Source organism: Bradyrhizobium sp. HKCCYLS2038, from assembly GCF_051167655.1.
GTDB lineage: Bacteria > Pseudomonadota > Alphaproteobacteria > Rhizobiales > Xanthobacteraceae > Bradyrhizobium.
In genome coordinates, this window is the sequence record NZ_JBNPTM010000012.1 from 90142 (window position 1) to 105877 (window position 15736).

Genomic DNA, 15736 nt, shown 5'->3' on the forward strand with positions numbered 1-15736 from the left:
GCCGGACACCGGGGAGATCGCGAGATAAGCGTGAAAACCATCGCGCGGGGAATGCCGGGATGTCTCGGCTGAACCTGTGGTTCCTGCCGCCTGCATTTTTTTTCGCAGGCGGGCCATGGGTGCGGCCAGCGCCCGGCATTCCCCGCGCCCTCTCACTTCATGAGGGCGACACGAATATCAAAGCTCGGGTGCAATTCACGCCGCGGGAATGCGTAGCCATGTCTCTCCATCATCGCGAGGAGCAAAGCGACGAAGGGATCCAGAGTCCCGACGCAGCCCTGGATTGCTTCGCTTCGCTCGCAACGACGGCGGCGCAAGGCGCCTCGACCTCACCGTTCGCTGGCGCCACTTCACCTCACTCCGCAAGCACACCCTGCACGAATCCATCCGGATCGTTGCAGAACTCGCGCAGCGCCTTGAAGTGATCAGTGTCCCGCACCGCGATCTTCTCCAGGCCGTATTTGGTCAGCCGCAGCAGCGTCGCGCCGGGATAAGCCATCAGCACCGGCGAATGCGTCGCCATCAATACCTGGCAATGGCCCGCCTCATCCATCCGCCTCATCAGCTTCAAGAACTCGATCTGCCGCGCCGGCGACAGCGCCGACTCCGGCTCGTCGAAGATGTAGAGGCCCTGGCGCCGGCAGCGCTCCTCGAAGAAGCGCAGAAACCCTTCGCCATGGGAGTGGGAGAGGAAATCCGGCGGTGGCCCGCCGACGTCCAACGCGGCCTCGTCGAGATAGCGCGCCACCGAGAAGAAGCTTTCGGCGCGAAAGAACCAACCGTTCGTGACCTTGGGCAACCAGCTGGCGCGGAACGCCGCACCAAGCGCGCCGCCCATGCGTTCGACCGCGCGGGCATGGTTCACCGGCATGTACCCCTTGCCGCCACCGGCCTCGTCATAGCCGGCCAGCGCTGCGATGCCTTCGAGCAGGGTCGATTTGCCGGTGCCGTTCTCGCCGACGATGATGGTGATGGCGTGGGAGAAGCTCAGCTCGAAATCGTCCTGCAGGAACGGCAGGCAGAACGGATAGGCGGCACGGTCGGTGATCTTGGCCGGATCGAGCGACAGCCGCTTCAGATAGGGTGCGGGCAGCCGGATCTCGCGCTGCTTCCTCGCCATGACGCATTCACAACCCCAGGGACACCAGCGGCAATGTCGCACATCGCGGCTGAAACGGCCACCGTCCGTGGCAGGCTACGCCACGACCTCCAGCACCAGCTCCATCGTCATCAGCACCGGGTTGTCGCCGCGAACCAGACGGCCGCGTGCGAGGGTGCCGGTGTAGTCGACCAGCGCGACGTCGAGCACGGCCTCGAGGCCATCGGCGCCTGGCGCGATTTTGCCGGACGTGATGGTCAACTCAGTCGCGAACGGCTCGACGATGGCGCCACTCTCGAAGCGCGCGCCGATGGTCGAACCGACGCCGCCGTGGATCCGGGCTTCGCGAATGCCCTGCGCCTGACAGAACGCTTCGAGGCAGCCGGCGAAATCCTGGTTCGGCCGCAGCCGCAGCGCGAATGCGCGGCGGTCGGTCTTGGCCTCGCGCGGTACGGCCGCGACTGGCCCGAACAGCTTGAAGCCGGTCTCAGGGTCGGGCTCGCCCGCGAAGATCGCGCCATCGAGCCCGAACGCCTTGACCTCGAACGGCTCGGCAACGATCGTCTCCTCCGGCAGGATGTGCCCGCCTCCGGCGCGGCCGCCCTCTTCCGTCCACAGCGCGTGACAATGGAAGAACGGTGCGCCGTCGCGGACGCCCAGCGTCATCGTCGCCGTGTCGAGCCGCGTGACGCCGGTGGGCCGATAGGTCTCGCTGTAGAACGCGGCGTGGTCCGGCGTCTTCGACAGCGCCGGCATGACATAGGCGAACGGCCCGAGCGCACCGCCTCTGATGTCGAGCACGCCGCCGGCAAAGCCGTGCGCCGCAAAGCCGCGATGCGCTGCCTGCAGCAGCGGCAGGCCCTTCTCCATCGTGAAGGTGAAGGCGCGGCCGCGCGCTTCGACCCACTGGATCCGTTCCGCAACGGGCGCGCCCGGCTGAGTGATGGAACGCATCAAGGTTCAGCCCTTCTTTGTGAGGTCGAGCAGCCCGCGCGCTTCGAGTTCGTCGCGCACCAGACGCTTGGGGATCTTGCCGTAGCCGGATTTCGGCAACGCATCCCAGAAGAAGAACCGCTTCGGCATCTTGTAGCGCGGCAGCTTGGTCGCGAGATAGCCGGCAATGTCGCTCTCGCTCGGCGCTGCAGCGCCTTCGCGGGCTACGCAGACGGCGACGCCGACCTCGCCCCAGACCGGATCGGGCACGCCGAGCACGGCGACTTCGCCGATATCCGGATGCGTCAGGATCTTTTCCTCGACCTCGCGCGGATAGATGTTGGAGCCGCCGGAGATGTACATGTCCGAGGCGCGCCCGGTGATGTAGACGAAACCCTGCGCATCCATGTGGCCGAGATCGCCGGTGCGGAACCAGCCGTCGCGAAACGCCTTCGCGTTGGCCTCGGGGTTATCGTAGTAGCCGGCGAACACCGCCGGGCCGATGACGCAGATCTCGCCGGTCTCGCCGGGCTTCAGTTCGCGGCCCTGGTCGTCCTGGATCGAGACCTGCATGCCCGTGCGCTCGTAGCCGCAGGTCCCGATCCGCGCCTCCGGGCCATCCTCCTGCTCGTGCGCCGCGGCCGGCAGCACGGTGATGTTGCCGGTGACCTCGCCGAGCCCGAAATACTGCACGATCACCTTGCCGAGCCGCGCCAGCGCGCGCTTCTGGTCCTCGCGATACATCGGCGCACCGGCATAGATCACATGGCGCAGCGAAGAATGATCGAACTGGTCGACCGCGGGATGCTCGACCATCATCTTCAGGATGGTCGGCACCGTGAACAGGTTGCTGACGCGATGCCGTTCGATCAGGCGGAAGGCCTCGGTGATGTCGAACTTCTCGCTCGGCAGCAGCACGGTCTTGGCGCCGCGCGCGCTCTGCATCAGCTGATGCACGCCGGCGCCATGCGACAGCGGCGCGACGACGAGCGAGGCATCGTGCTCGGTGGTCCCGGGCGTCAGGTCGGCGAGATGATTGGTGATGACGAACGCCATCTGGCCATGAGTCAGCACGGCGGCCTTGGAGCGGCCTGTGGTGCCCGAGGTGAAGAAGAACCAGCAGGGATCGTCGTGCTCGACCGCGGCGTTCGCCAGGTCGGCGTCGGCATGCGCCTTCATCGCGTCAGCGACGGAGCGCGAGCCGAGGTCGCCGCCGTCGCCCATGCGCCAGGTGAACGATGCGGTCGTCACTGCGGCGGCGTGCTCGGGAAAATCGCCATGGCAGAGGAAGGCCTTCGCTCCCGAAGCCGTCGCGAGATAGGCGACCTCGTCCGGCATCAGGCGGAAATTGGTGGGCACCCAGACCGCGCCGAGCCGGAACGCGGCGAACATCGAGACGAACATCTCCTCGCAGTTCTTGGAATGCACCAGGATGCGATCGCCCTTGGCGATGCCCTGCTCGGCCAGCGCCGCCGCGAGCGCCGAGACCATCGTGTCGATCTCGCGCCAAGTCCAGGAGCGCTCGCCCCACACGAAGCCGATGCAGTCGCCGAGCCGGCGGCCGTTCTGCGTCACGATATGCGCGAGGTTCATCACCCGTCGGGACATGCGCAGCTGTGTCATCGACGAGCCCTCGTGCTGATAACGCGGATGAATGGCCTCGTGAACAGACTCATTTGGCAGCGTCCCCTCGATCGATCCCCGGACGATCTCAGCCGCCCGTTACCTCTGGTCTGTTTATCTCGCCCCGGCGCGCCCTCGCAAGGCCGCCTGGCCCATCGCTCCCATGCGGTCGCTTCATTCGAACGAATGCGGGCGCCGTGCGACAAACCCGTGCCAGCAGCGCATGTCATTTCACCCTTTCAACGCGCGCCGAATCTGATTTGAGGATCCCCATGATCGATCGTCGTCTCCTGCTTCTCGGCCTGGCCGGCGTGCTCGCCACGTCCCCGCTGCACGCGCAGACCTCCGCCGCCACCGAGCCCGCCGGCATCATGACCGCGATCTACACGCGCGTGGCCAAGGGCAAGGGCGAGGACGGCGGCAACTTCGTCATCGGAGACAAGGCGGCCCGCGCGAAATACCTGTCGAAGGCGCTGGCGGCCCAATGGATCAAGATGGATGCCCGCACGCCCAAGGGCGAGGTCGGCGCGGTTGATTTCGATCCGATCACGAATTCGCAGGATCCGGATGTCGCCTCGTTCAAGGTGGTTTCGGAGAAGCAGGAGGCCGACAAGGCGACCATCGCCGTCACCATCACCGGCCATCGCCTGGAGCGCAAGGAACAGGCCGACAACGTCATTCGTTACGACTTCGTCCGCGATGCCGGCCAATGGAAGATCGACGACATCCGCGGCGCCATCGACGGCAAGCCGTGGTCGATCCGCGACATGCTCGCCGAGTTCATCAAGCTGACCGATAAACCGAAACGAAAGTAACGCCTCATGACCGCCGTCCGCGACAACAAGGCCGAGAGCCGCTTCGAGCTCGACATCGACGGCAGCATCGCCTTTGCCAATTATCGCGCGACTCCGCTCGCGGTCATCATCACCCATACCGAAACGCCGCGTCCGCTGCGCGGGCGCGGCATCGGGTCAGAGCTGGTGAAGGGCGCGCTGGAGCTGATCCGTGCGGAGGGACGCAAGGTCGCCGCGGGCTGCAGCTTCGTCGCCGATTACCTCCGCGATCACCCGGAGAACCGGGACATCATGGCGTGACGACCCGTAAAACTACTGAGCGCAACGATTGGAGCCGCCTTCTTAACCCGGCGGCTACCCGGATGGATCAGCAATTCCCCGCCGTTCAAGCAATCAGACCAATGGGGAGAGGCTCATGTTCATCGCGGCCGTATTCGACGTTCTCAAGCGCTACGTCCACTATCGCACTCAGCTCGCTTATGTCGATCAGCTGGACGAGCGGACGCTGCGCGACATCGGTTTTACGCGCGACCAGCTGCATGCCGAGGCCTGGCAGCGCGCCGCGTTCGTGCGCGCCTGACGCGTTTCGCTATGGCGCGGCCACGCGTCGCGCCACACGACATTTAAGACGACAAAGGCCCGCGCGATCGCGGGCCTTTCGCTTTTGGAACGAGAGCACCAGCTTCTCAGTGCTTGATCTCCGGCGGCAGCTTGCCGCCATTGGCTGCGAGCTTGCTCATGACCTGCTTGTGCAGCCAGACGTTCATGCTGGCGGAATCGTTGGTGTCGCCGGTGTAGCCGAGCTCCTTGGCGAGCTCCTTGCGCGCCGCGAGGCTGGAATCGATGTCGAGCGCCTTCATCAGGTCGACGATCGAGGTCCGCCATTCCAGCTTCTCGTGCTTGGCGGCGGCAGCCTTATCGACGATCGCTGCCACATCGACATTTTGCGGCGCAGCAGCCGGAGCCGAGGCCGGAGCCGCACCCGGGCTCGCCGTCGGCGCGCTCCCACCTGCAGCTGGCGCGCTGCCGCCGGCCGGCGCAGCCTCGGCCGAATGGCCGAAAATCGCGCCCATGATCTTTCCGAAAATGCTCATCAATGGCTCCCAAAGCAGTGTGATCGAATGAAGAACTCGGCCGACGGTGTTCCGTTGCGGAGCAGCCTGTCAGCGTCCGTTCGCCCCGCTCGCCAACGCGGACACGGCGACCGTTGTGAAGCTTACCGAAGGCGGAATGACGGCGGAATGACTTTATGTGCGCCATGCTCAGCTTCATCAGGTGGATCTGCCCGCCTAATGCACTGCGATATTCACTGCGGTCACCGAGCCGTGAGTAGGCGCGGCCGGGATCGTCGTTATGCTTCTCGCTTCCGTTCGCGAATGGCCGTCCCGAGGTTCGTCGCGTCTGGCCATCCGCGATCCGTCAACGACAAGCGCAGCCCGGCCTGCGTGGTTGGGAAGCGCCTCACGCAGTTTGAGGGAGCGAACGACGATGGCGACCTATCACAGCAATGTCGATGTACATGTTCGGCCAGCCGACGAGGTGGCGGCCGAGATCACGATCCGCAAGATCGACATGTCGAGCCTGATGCGCGCGCTGCGGCTCGGCTGGGACGACTTCAAGGCGGTGCCCAGCCACGCGATCATGCTCTGCGCGATCTATCCGGTGCTCGGCCTGGTGCTGGCGCGCGCGGTGTTCGGCTATGCGGTGCTGCCGCTGCTGTTCCCCTTAGCGGCGGGCTTCGCCCTGCTCGGCCCGTTCGCCGCGTTGGGCCTCTACGAGCTCTCGAGCCGGCGCGACCGCGGCGAGGAGGCGAGCGCCTGGGATGCGTTCGAGGTGCTGCGCTCGCCGTCATTCGGCTCGATGCTCGGCCTGGGCACCCTGCTGCTGGCGCTGTTCGTCACCTGGGTCGCGACCGCGCAGGCGATCTATGTGGCCGTGTTCGGTTATGGCGGAGCCACCGGCGTGAGCGACTTCCTGCAGCGCGTGTTCACCACCCCGCAGGGCTTCTGGCTGATCGCAGTCGGCTGCGGCGCCGGCTTCCTGTTCGCGTTGATGGCGCTGTGCCTCAGCATCGTCTCGTTCCCGCTGATGCTCGACCGGCACGCCGGCGCGCTCGAAGCCGTGGTGACGTCGCTGCGCGTGGCGGCGCAGAACCCGATTCCGGTCGCCGCCTGGGGCCTCATCGTCGCCGTGCTGCTGGTCGCCGGGACCATCCCGTTCTTCCTGGGGCTCGCGGTCGTCATCCCCGTGCTCGGTCATGCCACGTGGCATCTCTATCGCGAGGCGATCGCGATCCACCCCGATGCCGCGCCGATCATGACCCCACCGGCGCGCGCCTCGAAGCCCGCGGCCGATTTTCCGGCCAATCTCTTCCCATGGCGGTCGCGCGACCGGATGTGAGGACACACATGGGTGAACGTGCTTGCCGCCGGCCTCTTGGCCGGCGGGGGTCTGAATGGCAGGCGTCGGGCGGTCATCACAGCCGACGGCAACGTGATCGTCCGGCCTTGTTGCTGCCGCGGTTGCGCCCGACATGGAGCGCGCCCGACCTCCTTCTTTCAGCATCCATTGCCGTCCAGGTGTTTCAATGATTGCCCGCGTTGCCCTCCACGTTTTGGCCTGCCTCGCTGTCCTGACGACGTTCTCCGCCCCCGCCCGCGCCGCCGTTCCCTGCAGCACCGGCAATTTCGATGCATGGCTCGCCGAATTGAAAACCGAGGCCGCCGGCAAGGGGATTTCCCAGAACGCGATCAACGCGGCGCTGACGGGTGTGACGCCGGACCAGACCGTGCTCAATCGCGACCACGGTCAGAAGGTGTTCACCCAGACCTTCGAGGAGTTTTCCGGGCGCATGGTGCCGCCGCGGCTGACCCGCGGCTCCAACATGCTGAAGCAGTATGGTTCGGTGCTGTCCCGCATCGAGCAGGCCTATGGCGTGCCCGGCGAGGTGCTGGTCGCGATCTGGGGGCTGGAGACCGATTTCGGCGTCAACGTCGGCAAGTTTCCGACCATCCGTTCGCTCGCCACGCTCGCCTATGACTGCCGGCGCGCCGAGCAGTTCCGCGGCGAGCTGCTGGAGGCGCTGCGGATCGTCGATCGCGGCGACCTCCAGCCTGCCGAGATGCGCGGCGCCTGGGCCGGCGAAATCGGACAGACGCAGTTCATGCCGTCGTCCTGGATCAAATACGCGGTCGATTTCGACGGCAATGGCCGCCGCGACCTGATCCGCAGCGCCCCCGACGTGCTCGCCTCCACGGCGAACTACCTCAAGGGCTATGGCTGGCAGAAGGGCAAGGATTGGGAGCCGGGCAGTCCCAATTTCGCGGTCATCCAGCAATGGAACAAGAGCGAGGTCTATGCCCGGACGATCGCGACCTTCGCGACCCAGCTCGCGCGGGCGCCCTAGCGCCAAAGAATTAGGGCCGGCCGCCGAGGGCGACCGGCCGGTGGTTGATGACGGGTGAGATGCGGTTACTTCATCATTCCGACGTGCATCGCCTTGGTCAGATGCATGCTGCAGGCGCCCATCTTGCCGGCGAGCAACGCATCCTGAGCCGCGGCGACCTGCTTCTGGGCCTCCCAGCGGGCATCGCCATCCGCCATGGCCTCGACCGCCGTCTCGGTCTTTTCAAGATTGGCCCCGCTGCAGCCGGCGCCATGCATCCGCGCCGCCTGAACCGGTCCGAATGCGAAAACAGCCGCGATGAATGCGGCTCCCAACAATTTGGTTGTCATTGCTTTTTTCCTCGCTGGTGCATCGGCATCGGCATCATTGCTCGACACCGCGACAATTTGTCGCACAACCGGAGCGGATCACGAGTGAAATCCCCGCGAGCAGCGCGTGATCAATGGGCCGGGATTACGCACGCCGAATTGAAAGAATGAATTATAAATCAGGTCTGTGGACCCATGCATTCGTACGACGCTCTTCCCTCCGTTGATTATCCCTCTCCTTCCGCAAATCACACCGAGCGGAACGAGAGCTTCATTGGTTGCCCAAATGCGCCGATTGAAAATCCCGCATCATTACGGACTGTTACGAGATCGCCCAAGCTGTGGGCGCGCGCGCTTGATTCTTACTCAAGAGTTACCCGAGCTATGCGCCTCAGGTTTAGCTGCGTCGCAACATTTACGCTTCCGCATCGCAACAATCCCTTCTATGTTCATTTCAACGATGAGGTTCCACTAAGAACTGAATCGCGAATTGAAGGAGATTTCTCATGTTGCTCTCGCTCATCCGCATGGTTCACGCGTTCCGTGAGTATCAGCGCAACGTTGCCGAGCTGTCGCAGCTCAGCGATCGCGAACTCGCCGACATCGGTCTCGATCGGTCGGACATTCCGCGCGTTGCTGCCGGTCACTACAACGGCTGATCAGCCTGCTTCCGATTTCTACCGGACATCGCCCGCCTCGCTGCGGGCGTTGCCGCATCTGGGCCTCGTCGGCGACACAGCGGACCGGTTTCTAGCATCCGGGCCCACTCGCGCATTTGCAGCGCTGACGAAAAGCGCTACCTGTCCCGCGATGACAGGGACCAAATCACCTCATACCGTCCACGTGATCGGGGCCGGACTCGCTGGCTCCGAGGCCGCGTGGCAGCTCGCCGAGGCGGGCCTCGACGTGGTGCTGCACGAGATGCGGCCAGACCGCATGACGGAGGCCCACCGGACCGCGACGCCGGCAGAGCTGGTCTGCTCGAACTCGTTCCGCTCCGACGATGCGGCCAACAATGCCGTCGGCCTTCTCCATGCGGAGATGCGCCGGCTCGGCTCGCTGATCATGCGCGCGGCCGATGCCAACCAGGTGCCTGCCGGCGGAGCGCTGGCGGTCGATCGCGACGGATTCTCGGCAGCGGTCGCGGCGGCGCTGCAAGGTCATCCGCGTATCGAGCTGCGCCGCGGCGAGCTCACCGGCCTGCCGCCTGCAGACTGGGGCAGCGTGATCATTGCGACCGGTCCGCTCACCTCGCAGCCGCTCGCCGAGGCGATCCGCGGCCTCACCGACGAAAGCGCGCTCGCCTTCTTCGATGCCATCGCGCCGATCGTGCACAAGGACACGATCGACATGTCGCAGGCGTGGTTCCAGTCGCGCTATGACAAGGTCGGTCCCGGCGGCACCGGTGCCGACTACATCAACTGCCCAATGACGAAAGAGCAATACGACGCCTTCGTCGCGGCGCTGCTCGCCGGCGAGAAGACCGACTTCAAGGAGTGGGAGACCAACACGCCCTATTTCGACGGCTGCCTGCCGATCGAAGTCATGGCCGAGCGCGGCCACGAGACCTTGCGTCATGGCCCGATGAAGCCGGTCGGCCTGACCAACCCGCACAACCCGACCGTGAAGTCCTACGCGATCGTCCAGCTGCGCCAGGACAACAAGCTCGGCACGCTCTACAACATGGTCGGCTTCCAGACGAAGCTGAAGTATGGGCCGCAGCAGCAGATTTTCCGCACCATTCCAGGCCTCGAGAATGCGGAGTTCGCGCGGCTCGGCGGCCTGCATCGCAACACCTTCCTCAACTCGCCGAAACTGCTCGACCAGCAACTGCGGCTGCGCGCGCAACCAAGGCTGCGCTTTGCCGGTCAGATGACGGGGTGCGAAGGCTATGTGGAGTCGGCGAGCATCGGGCTGATCGCGGGCTTGTACGCCGCAGCCGAGGCGCGCGGCGCGAGCTTGTCGCCGCCGCCGCCCACGACAGCGCTCGGCGCCCTGCTCGGCCACATCACCGGCGGACATATCGAGACGATCGATGGCGCGACGCGCTCGTTCCAGCCGATGAACATCAATTTCGGCCTGTTCCCGCCGTTGACAGTAGCTCCGACCAGGAAGCCGGACGGCACGCGACTGAAGGGCAACGAGAAGACGGTCGCCAAGAAGCAGGCGATGAGCGCCCGCGCACTGGCGGATCTCGACCGCTGGATCGCCGAACATCTGCGTGTCGCGGCCGCTGCGTGAGAGTGCGATGAGTTTGCCGAAGACCGACTCAGCCCTGCTGGCGGCACGCTGGAGCGAGGGCGTGCTGCTCAAGCGCGACGTGTTCTCGACCGTCGAGCGCGGCCGCTTCAAGAGCGAGGCCGGCGAGGTCGACGCCGTGCTGCGCCGGCTCGACGAAGTGCCGTGGTGGTCGTTCGTGCTGGCACGCCATCTGTTCGCCCGGGAGCGCACGGCGCTGACGCGCGCCAAGGGGCTGAATGCCGGACCCGACCTGCTGTGGGCGGGAGATCGCGCGCTGGTGCGCGGCTTCATCAACGGCGTGGCGCTGCATCTCGCCAAGCCGCATGGCAACGTCGCCTATTTCCGCTCCGCCAAGCAGATGATGCGCCGGCTGCATCGCGCCGGGATCACGCACAACGACCTCGCCAAGGAGCAGAACTGGCTGGTCGGCCATGACGGCCATTGCTACGTGACCGACTTCCAGCTCGCCGCGTGCTTCTCGCGCCGCAGCCGGCTGTTCCGCATCGCCGCCTATGAAGACCTCCGTCACCTCCTCAAGCACAAGCGCTCCTACGCGCCCGAGGCGCTGACGCCGAAGGAGCGCAAGATCCTGGCGCGCAAATCGCTGTTCGCGCGGATCTGGCTGATGACGGGCAAGAAGGTGTATCGCGCGATCACCCGCGGCATCTTCAACTTCACCGACCGCGAGGGCGGCGGCCGACGGCTGGTCAATGATGCACCGGTGCTGATGGACATGATCCGCAGGAATCCTGCTGTGCGCGACGCCGCGATCGTGGCCTTCGCTGACCGGCGCTCCGGCGTGGGACTCTATGCCTTCGTCGAGGCTGACCAGTCTGCGCTTGAGAATCAATTGCAGGACGAATTGACCTCGGCCAAAGGGCCGAAACCGCCGGAGCATATCCAGGTGGTCCACGCGCTGCCCCGCGACGCCGGCGGCAAGCCGCGCACCGAGTTGCTGCAACTGGTCGCGATGAACCAGATCGACCTGATCGAGCCGATGCTCACCAGCGACAGCGATCGTGCGTTTCTCAAGGACATCCTGGATTCACGCAAGAACCTGCGCGACCGCTTCAATTTCGAGGCTGACCTCAAGCTGCCGTCGACCTGAGCGGACAAGACTTCGGAGACCGCACACGCTATCGTCGGGTGACATCGCAATGGAGGATCTGGCCATGAACGTCGAGACCCGACTGCATTCGGCCTCTCCGTCATCATCGATCGAGATCGTTCCCACGGGCGCGCAGCTCGGCGCCGAGATCCGCAACGTCGATCTCCGGAATCTCGACGATGCAGCGTTCGCGGCCCTGCTCGGCGCCTTCCACGACCATTCCGTGCTGCTCGTTCGCGGACAGACTCTCTCCGACCAGGATCTGATCGCCTTCAGCCGCCGCCTCGGTGATCTGGACTTCGCACCGATCCAGGAGAACGGCCGCCGCTTCGTCGACGGCCTGCCCGAGATCTACATCGTGTCGAACGTGAAGGTGAATGGCGAGGCGATCGGCAGCCTCGGTGCGGGCGAAGCGGTGTGGCACACTGACATGTCGTATCTCGACACGCCACCGATCGCGAGCGCGCTGTATGCGCTGGAAATTCCGCCGGTGGGCGGCAACACCTCGTTCTGCAGCATGTACGCCGTCTATGACGCGATTCCTGCCGATTTGAAGCGTCGTATCGCAGGCCTGAAGATCAAGCACGACGGCACGTACAACAGCGGTGGCTTCCTGCGTCAGGGCGTGACACCGACGGATGATCCGCGCACATCACCGGGCGCGATCCATCCGCTCGTCTGCACGCATCCCGAGTCCGACAGGCAGATGCTGTATCTCGGCCGCCGCCGCAATGCGTATCTCGTCGGACTCGCGCTTGCTGAATCGGAAGCGTTGCTCGACGAACTCTGGACCTATGTCGCGCGCCCGGAATTCGCCTGGGAACATGTGTGGAAGGTCGGTGATCTCGTCATCTGGGACAACCGTTCCACCATGCATCGACGCGATCCGTTCGACGATCACAGCAGGCGAATCATGCACCGGACTCAGATCAAGGGCGCACAACGGCTGCAGTGATTCGACGGAGTGCGGCTTGCGCCCATTTGCACGCCACGTTGCCTGCGATCGACTCGCAGGTTGCTGAATATTTCTCTCCACATCGCCTTGAAGAGTCCCATTTCTGACTCAGACCCGCAGACTGTGCCGACAATCGGCAGATCGTGCCGCGATCCTTCCGCGAATTGCCTCCGAGCCGAAACAACCCCGACAAATTACAGTGGTTGATTTGCAGCGCTGGTGAAACTTGGGAGATGACGCAAGTGAGTCTCAGAAGCAACGTTGCTCGAAGCGCTGAAAGCAGCCTCATCCAGGTCAATCCTACGGGAAAGGCGCTCGGCGCCGAAGTCTGCAACGTCGATCTCGGATCGTTCGACGATTGGGCGTTCGCCTCCTTTATGCGCGCGCTGCTCAAGCATCAGGTTCTGCTCGTGCGCGGCCAGCGCCTCAGCGAGCGCGACCTCGCGGCGTTCAGCCGTCGCTTCGGCCATGCTGATCTTCTGTACACGTCGCCAGGAACGATGTTCGGCGACCGGCTGTCGTTCTGCAGTCTCTTTGCCGCCTATGACGCGATGTCACCGGCGCTGCGCAGCCGCGTTGCGCATCTGAAGCTTCGGCAGCTCGCGACCGACATGTCCGATGACGGCCGTCGCAGCATCGTTGCGGGACCCGTGCATCCGCTGGTCGGCAATCATCCCGATACAGGAAGGCCGATGCTCTCGCTCGGCCAGCGCCGGCAGTCCTATGTCGTGGGCCTGGAGCAGGACGAGTCGGATGCGCTGCTCGACGATCTCTGGCATCTTGCCGAGCGGCCCGAGTTCCGTTGGACCCACATGTGCCGGCCCGGTGATCTCGTCGTGTGGGACACCCGCTGCACCATTCACCGGCACGAGGCGCCGGAGATGCCGAGGCTGCTGCACAGTCCGCCGCTCTGGAATGCCATCCCGAGTGCGTAGCACGCGAGGGGTTCAGCGCGCCCGAAAGCTTGCCGATCTCGCCGCCCGCCACAGCGTCCACAACGTTGCCAGACGCGACCGGGCAGCTGGTTGAAAGGGATCACCGGCGCGGCGATCGGCCTGCGCCAGGTCGCGCCGCACCAGCGCGAGCGGCAGCAGCGCCGGCCGGACCGCCGGGGGCGCCTCGCGTGAAAGCTCGAGCGTGTGATCGAGATGCTGCCTGGCCTGACCGCGCAGGTCGGCGAGCATCTGCTGTATGACAGGAGTATCCTTGCCGGCGAACATCTCCTCCTGGCCGACGCCATGGCGCGCGAGCAGTTCGAGCGGAATGTACAGCTGACGATGCGCGGCATCCCGCGGCAGTGACGAGATCAACTGCATCAGGCCAAGCGCTACTCCGGCGTGGTGGGCGAGATGATCGACGGTCTCGAAGCTGCCGGCAACGAGCCGTGCGGCCAATCCAAACAGCGCGCCGCTGGTATCGCTGAGATAGGCGTCGAGCGCGGCCATGGTCGGCATCGGGTCATTGTAGAGGTCGAACTGATGTTCGTCGATCAACCGCGTCAGCCGCTCGACCGGCAGCCCAAAGCGTTGCACGGTCGTCAGCAACTCGGCGGCTACCGGATTGCCTTCCACACCGCCATGGGCCTGGCCGCTCAGCGCGTCGTGCCACCATTGCAGGCGAACCTCGCCCGGCAACGGTTGCGACACGAGATCACGGATGCGCGTGATTTCGACGTTGAACGCGTACAGCGACAGCAGCGCGCGCCGGATCTCGGGTGCAACGAACAGCGTCGAGGCGTAGCGGTCGAAATCATGCTCGCGGACGAGGCCTGCACAGAACGCGGCGTCGCTTGCGCTGGTGTCGCTCATGGCACGGCAATGAGCGCGGCAGCAACCCGCCGCCGCTCGCCGATCATGACGTTGTAGGTGCGGATCGCCGGCCCGGTCTGCATCGCATCGAGCACGACGCCCACGCCGCGCAGGGCCGCCCGCAACGGCGCCGGAGGAATCCACACCTCGGTCCCGGTGCCGACGATCAGCGTGTCGATCTTGTTCGCCGCATCGAACACGCGCTGTAGCGAATAGCGATCAATCTGGCTCGACTGGATCACATCCCAGGCCCAGATCGAATCTGGCAGGCACAGCAGCGAGCCGCGATGCGACATGTCGGCGAAGGCGAAACCGCCTTTGCCATAGCCGTCGATCGGCGCGGACCGCGGGAAATGCGGTGTATCGTTCGCAGTGGCCATGTCCGAGATCAACCTGCTGCCTCCGGATATGATCCAAAGGCAAGCTTCCTTTGAATCACGGAGTCTTCTTCGTCGCCGGCTTCTCCTCCTGCTGCCCCTCGGCGCGGACCGAGTGCACGCCGAGATAGATCAGGATCGGAGACGCGATGAAGATCGACGTGTATGTGCCGACCAGCACGACGCCAAACATCATCACCGCCGTGAAGCTGTGAATGGCCGGGCCGCCGAACAAGAGCAGCGCGAGCAGCGCCAGGGTCACCGTGACGTGGGTGATGATCGAGCGCGACAGCGTCGAGTTGATCGATTCGTTGAGCAGCTGCGGCATCGGCATTTTCTTGTACCGCCGCAGCATCTCGCGGATACGGTCGTAGATGACGACGGTATCGTTGAGCGAGTAGCCGAGAATCGTCAGCAGCGCCGCAATGCTGGTCAGATCGAAATCGACCTGGCTGATCGACATGAAGCCGATGGTCAGCACGATGTCGTGGACGTTGGCGATCATGGCGCCGAGCGCAAACTGCCACTCGAACCTGAACCAGAGATAGATCAGGATCGAGACGATCGCGAGCATCAGGCCGAGGAGGCCAACGGCCAGGAACTCGCCGGAGACGCGCGGACCGACGACCTCAATTCGGCGATACTCGACGGAATCACCGATTGCCGCCTTCACCTTGTTGGCGGCCTCCTGCTGCGCGGCATCACCGCCAGGCTGCTCGGCGATACGGATCAGAACCGATGCATCGGTATCAGCACCGAACTGCTGCAGCTGCACTTCGCCGAGGCCGAGCGTCGACAGCGTCGCGCGCATCCCGGCGATGTCGGCGGTGCCCGACTTGGCCCGCACTTCCAGCAGGCTGCCGCCGCGGAAGTCGATGCCGAGGTTCAGGCCGTGGGTGAAGAACAGCACGATCGCGAGGATCGACAGAGCCGCGGAGATTGGAAAGCTGATGCGGCGGAACTGCGTGAAGTCGAAATGCGTGTCGTCGGGAACGATGCGCAGCGACGGCAGCAGGCCGAGCGCGCTGACCACCGTCAGCACCGCGATCAGGATGCCAAGCCCGATGAGAACCCAGTGTGTCAC

General features: G+C 64.9%; 18 protein-coding genes. 10 read left to right on the forward strand and 8 right to left on the reverse strand.

Annotated elements, in window-relative coordinates; all coding sequences use genetic code 11:
• Window positions 1-355: 355 nt before the first annotated feature.
• From ACQR1I_RS33230 to ACQR1I_RS33240, 3 genes are all read right to left on the reverse strand, one after another.
• Window positions 356-1120 (reverse strand): AAA family ATPase, encoded by a 765-nt coding sequence (locus ACQR1I_RS33230; protein WP_434870644.1) that lies wholly within the window; start codon window positions 1118-1120, stop codon window positions 356-358.
• Window positions 1121-1195: 75 nt separating this feature from the next.
• Window positions 1196-2053 (reverse strand): PCC domain-containing protein, encoded by an 858-nt coding sequence (locus ACQR1I_RS33235; RefSeq protein ID WP_434870643.1) that lies wholly within the window; start codon window positions 2051-2053, stop codon window positions 1196-1198.
• A 6-nt stretch (window positions 2054-2059) separates the two neighbouring features.
• Window positions 2060-3655, reverse strand: coding sequence for an acyl-CoA synthetase (locus ACQR1I_RS33240; protein ID WP_434870642.1), 1596 nt, complete (start codon window positions 3653-3655; stop codon window positions 2060-2062).
• Window positions 3656-3927: 272 nt separating this feature from the next.
• On the opposite strand from ACQR1I_RS33240, the gene ACQR1I_RS33245 reads away from it, so the two are divergent.
• From ACQR1I_RS33245 to ACQR1I_RS33255, 3 genes are all read left to right on the forward strand, one after another.
• Entirely contained in the window at window positions 3928-4470 is a 543-nt protein-coding gene (locus ACQR1I_RS33245) for a DUF3828 domain-containing protein (protein ID WP_434870641.1), read from the forward strand.
• A 6-nt stretch (window positions 4471-4476) separates the two neighbouring features.
• Entirely contained in the window at window positions 4477-4749 is a 273-nt protein-coding gene (locus ACQR1I_RS33250) for a GNAT family N-acetyltransferase (RefSeq protein WP_434870640.1), read from the forward strand.
• Window positions 4750-4864: 115 nt separating this feature from the next.
• Window positions 4865-5029, forward strand: coding sequence for a DUF1127 domain-containing protein (locus tag ACQR1I_RS33255; RefSeq protein ID WP_434870639.1), 165 nt, complete (start codon window positions 4865-4867; stop codon window positions 5027-5029).
• Window positions 5030-5135: 106 nt separating this feature from the next.
• Here the strand turns inward: ACQR1I_RS33255 and ACQR1I_RS33260 are convergent, their stop codons facing one another.
• Window positions 5136-5543 (reverse strand): DUF3597 domain-containing protein, encoded by a 408-nt coding sequence (locus ACQR1I_RS33260; protein WP_434870638.1) that lies wholly within the window; start codon window positions 5541-5543, stop codon window positions 5136-5138.
• Window positions 5544-5937: 394 nt separating this feature from the next.
• On the opposite strand from ACQR1I_RS33260, the gene ACQR1I_RS33265 reads away from it, so the two are divergent.
• Both ACQR1I_RS33265 and ACQR1I_RS33270 read left to right on the forward strand, forming a co-directional pair.
• Window positions 5938-6849 carry a DUF2189 domain-containing protein gene (locus tag ACQR1I_RS33265; RefSeq protein WP_434870637.1) on the forward strand — a complete coding sequence of 304 codons (912 nt, stop codon included), beginning with the start codon at window positions 5938-5940 and terminating at the stop codon, window positions 6847-6849.
• Window positions 6850-7036: 187 nt separating this feature from the next.
• Window positions 7037-7855 (forward strand): lytic murein transglycosylase, encoded by an 819-nt coding sequence (locus ACQR1I_RS33270; RefSeq protein ID WP_434870636.1) that lies wholly within the window; start codon window positions 7037-7039, stop codon window positions 7853-7855.
• 65 nt (window positions 7856-7920) lie between these two features.
• On the opposite strand, the gene ACQR1I_RS33275 is transcribed toward ACQR1I_RS33270, so the two are convergent.
• Window positions 7921-8184 carry a hypothetical protein gene (locus tag ACQR1I_RS33275; RefSeq protein WP_434870635.1) on the reverse strand — a complete coding sequence of 88 codons (264 nt, stop codon included), beginning with the start codon at window positions 8182-8184 and terminating at the stop codon, window positions 7921-7923.
• A 485-nt stretch (window positions 8185-8669) separates the two neighbouring features.
• Here ACQR1I_RS33275 and ACQR1I_RS33280 point away from each other — a divergent pair, with 485 nt between their 5' ends.
• From ACQR1I_RS33280 to ACQR1I_RS33300, 5 genes are all read left to right on the forward strand, one after another.
• A complete protein-coding gene (locus ACQR1I_RS33280; protein ID WP_434870634.1) occupies window positions 8670-8822 on the forward strand; it encodes a DUF1127 domain-containing protein in 153 nt (50 codons plus the stop codon).
• A gap of 151 nt (window positions 8823-8973) precedes the next feature.
• Entirely contained in the window at window positions 8974-10404 is a 1431-nt protein-coding gene (trmFO, locus tag ACQR1I_RS33285) for a methylenetetrahydrofolate--tRNA-(uracil(54)-C(5))-methyltransferase (FADH(2)-oxidizing) TrmFO (RefSeq protein WP_434870633.1), read from the forward strand.
• Window positions 10405-10411: 7 nt separating this feature from the next.
• Window positions 10412-11512 carry an AMP-binding enzyme gene (locus ACQR1I_RS33290; protein WP_434870632.1) on the forward strand — a complete coding sequence of 367 codons (1101 nt, stop codon included), beginning with the start codon at window positions 10412-10414 and terminating at the stop codon, window positions 11510-11512.
• A 64-nt stretch (window positions 11513-11576) separates the two neighbouring features.
• Window positions 11577-12467 (forward strand): TauD/TfdA dioxygenase family protein, encoded by an 891-nt coding sequence (locus ACQR1I_RS33295; protein ID WP_434870631.1) that lies wholly within the window; start codon window positions 11577-11579, stop codon window positions 12465-12467.
• Between the two features lie 242 nt (window positions 12468-12709).
• On the forward strand, window positions 12710-13402 hold the full coding sequence (locus ACQR1I_RS33300) for a TauD/TfdA dioxygenase family protein (protein WP_434870630.1): 693 nt from the start codon (window positions 12710-12712) through the stop codon (window positions 13400-13402).
• Window positions 13403-13414: 12 nt separating this feature from the next.
• Here the strand turns inward: ACQR1I_RS33300 and ACQR1I_RS33305 are convergent, their stop codons facing one another.
• Genes ACQR1I_RS33305 through secF form a run of 3 tightly spaced genes read right to left on the reverse strand, consistent with a single transcriptional unit; the run spans window position 13415 to window position 15736 of the window.
• The gene (locus ACQR1I_RS33305; protein WP_434870629.1) at window positions 13415-14275 is read right to left on the reverse strand and encodes a phytoene/squalene synthase family protein; all 861 of its coding nucleotides are present in this window, start codon (window positions 14273-14275) and stop codon (window positions 13415-13417) included.
• Window positions 14272-14655, reverse strand: coding sequence for an Mth938-like domain-containing protein (locus ACQR1I_RS33310; RefSeq protein WP_434870628.1), 384 nt, complete (start codon window positions 14653-14655; stop codon window positions 14272-14274). Before ACQR1I_RS33310 ends, ACQR1I_RS33305 begins: the two co-directional genes overlap by 4 nt.
• A 55-nt stretch (window positions 14656-14710) precedes the next feature.
• Window positions 14711-15736 (reverse strand): protein translocase subunit SecF, encoded by a 1026-nt coding sequence (gene secF / locus ACQR1I_RS33315; RefSeq protein WP_434870627.1) that lies wholly within the window; start codon window positions 15734-15736, stop codon window positions 14711-14713.

Bases quoted from the DNA above. Each gene is read 5' to 3' on its own strand.
- ACQR1I_RS33230 (WP_434870644.1), bottom strand. From the start codon at position 1,120: ATGGCGAGGAAGCAGCGCGAGATCCGGCTGCCCGCACCCTATCTGAAG.
- ACQR1I_RS33235 (WP_434870643.1), bottom strand. From the start codon at position 2,053: ATGCGTTCCATCACTCAGCCGGGCGCGCCCGTTGCGGAACGGATCCAG.
- ACQR1I_RS33240 (WP_434870642.1), bottom strand. From the start codon at position 3,655: ATGACACAGCTGCGCATGTCCCGACGGGTGATGAACCTCGCGCATATC.
- ACQR1I_RS33245 (WP_434870641.1), top strand. From the start codon at position 3,928: ATGATCGATCGTCGTCTCCTGCTTCTCGGCCTGGCCGGCGTGCTCGCC.
- ACQR1I_RS33250 (WP_434870640.1), top strand. From the start codon at position 4,477: ATGACCGCCGTCCGCGACAACAAGGCCGAGAGCCGCTTCGAGCTCGAC.
- ACQR1I_RS33255 (WP_434870639.1), top strand. From the start codon at position 4,865: ATGTTCATCGCGGCCGTATTCGACGTTCTCAAGCGCTACGTCCACTAT.
- ACQR1I_RS33260 (WP_434870638.1), bottom strand. From the start codon at position 5,543: ATGAGCATTTTCGGAAAGATCATGGGCGCGATTTTCGGCCATTCGGCC.
- ACQR1I_RS33265 (WP_434870637.1), top strand. From the start codon at position 5,938: ATGGCGACCTATCACAGCAATGTCGATGTACATGTTCGGCCAGCCGAC.
- ACQR1I_RS33270 (WP_434870636.1), top strand. From the start codon at position 7,037: ATGATTGCCCGCGTTGCCCTCCACGTTTTGGCCTGCCTCGCTGTCCTG.
- ACQR1I_RS33275 (WP_434870635.1), bottom strand. From the start codon at position 8,184: ATGACAACCAAATTGTTGGGAGCCGCATTCATCGCGGCTGTTTTCGCA.
- ACQR1I_RS33280 (WP_434870634.1), top strand. From the start codon at position 8,670: ATGTTGCTCTCGCTCATCCGCATGGTTCACGCGTTCCGTGAGTATCAG.
- trmFO (WP_434870633.1), top strand. From the start codon at position 8,974: ATGACAGGGACCAAATCACCTCATACCGTCCACGTGATCGGGGCCGGA.
- ACQR1I_RS33290 (WP_434870632.1), top strand. From the start codon at position 10,412: ATGAGTTTGCCGAAGACCGACTCAGCCCTGCTGGCGGCACGCTGGAGC.
- ACQR1I_RS33295 (WP_434870631.1), top strand. From the start codon at position 11,577: ATGAACGTCGAGACCCGACTGCATTCGGCCTCTCCGTCATCATCGATC.
- ACQR1I_RS33305 (WP_434870629.1), bottom strand. From the start codon at position 14,275: ATGAGCGACACCAGCGCAAGCGACGCCGCGTTCTGTGCAGGCCTCGTC.
- ACQR1I_RS33310 (WP_434870628.1), bottom strand. From the start codon at position 14,655: ATGGCCACTGCGAACGATACACCGCATTTCCCGCGGTCCGCGCCGATC.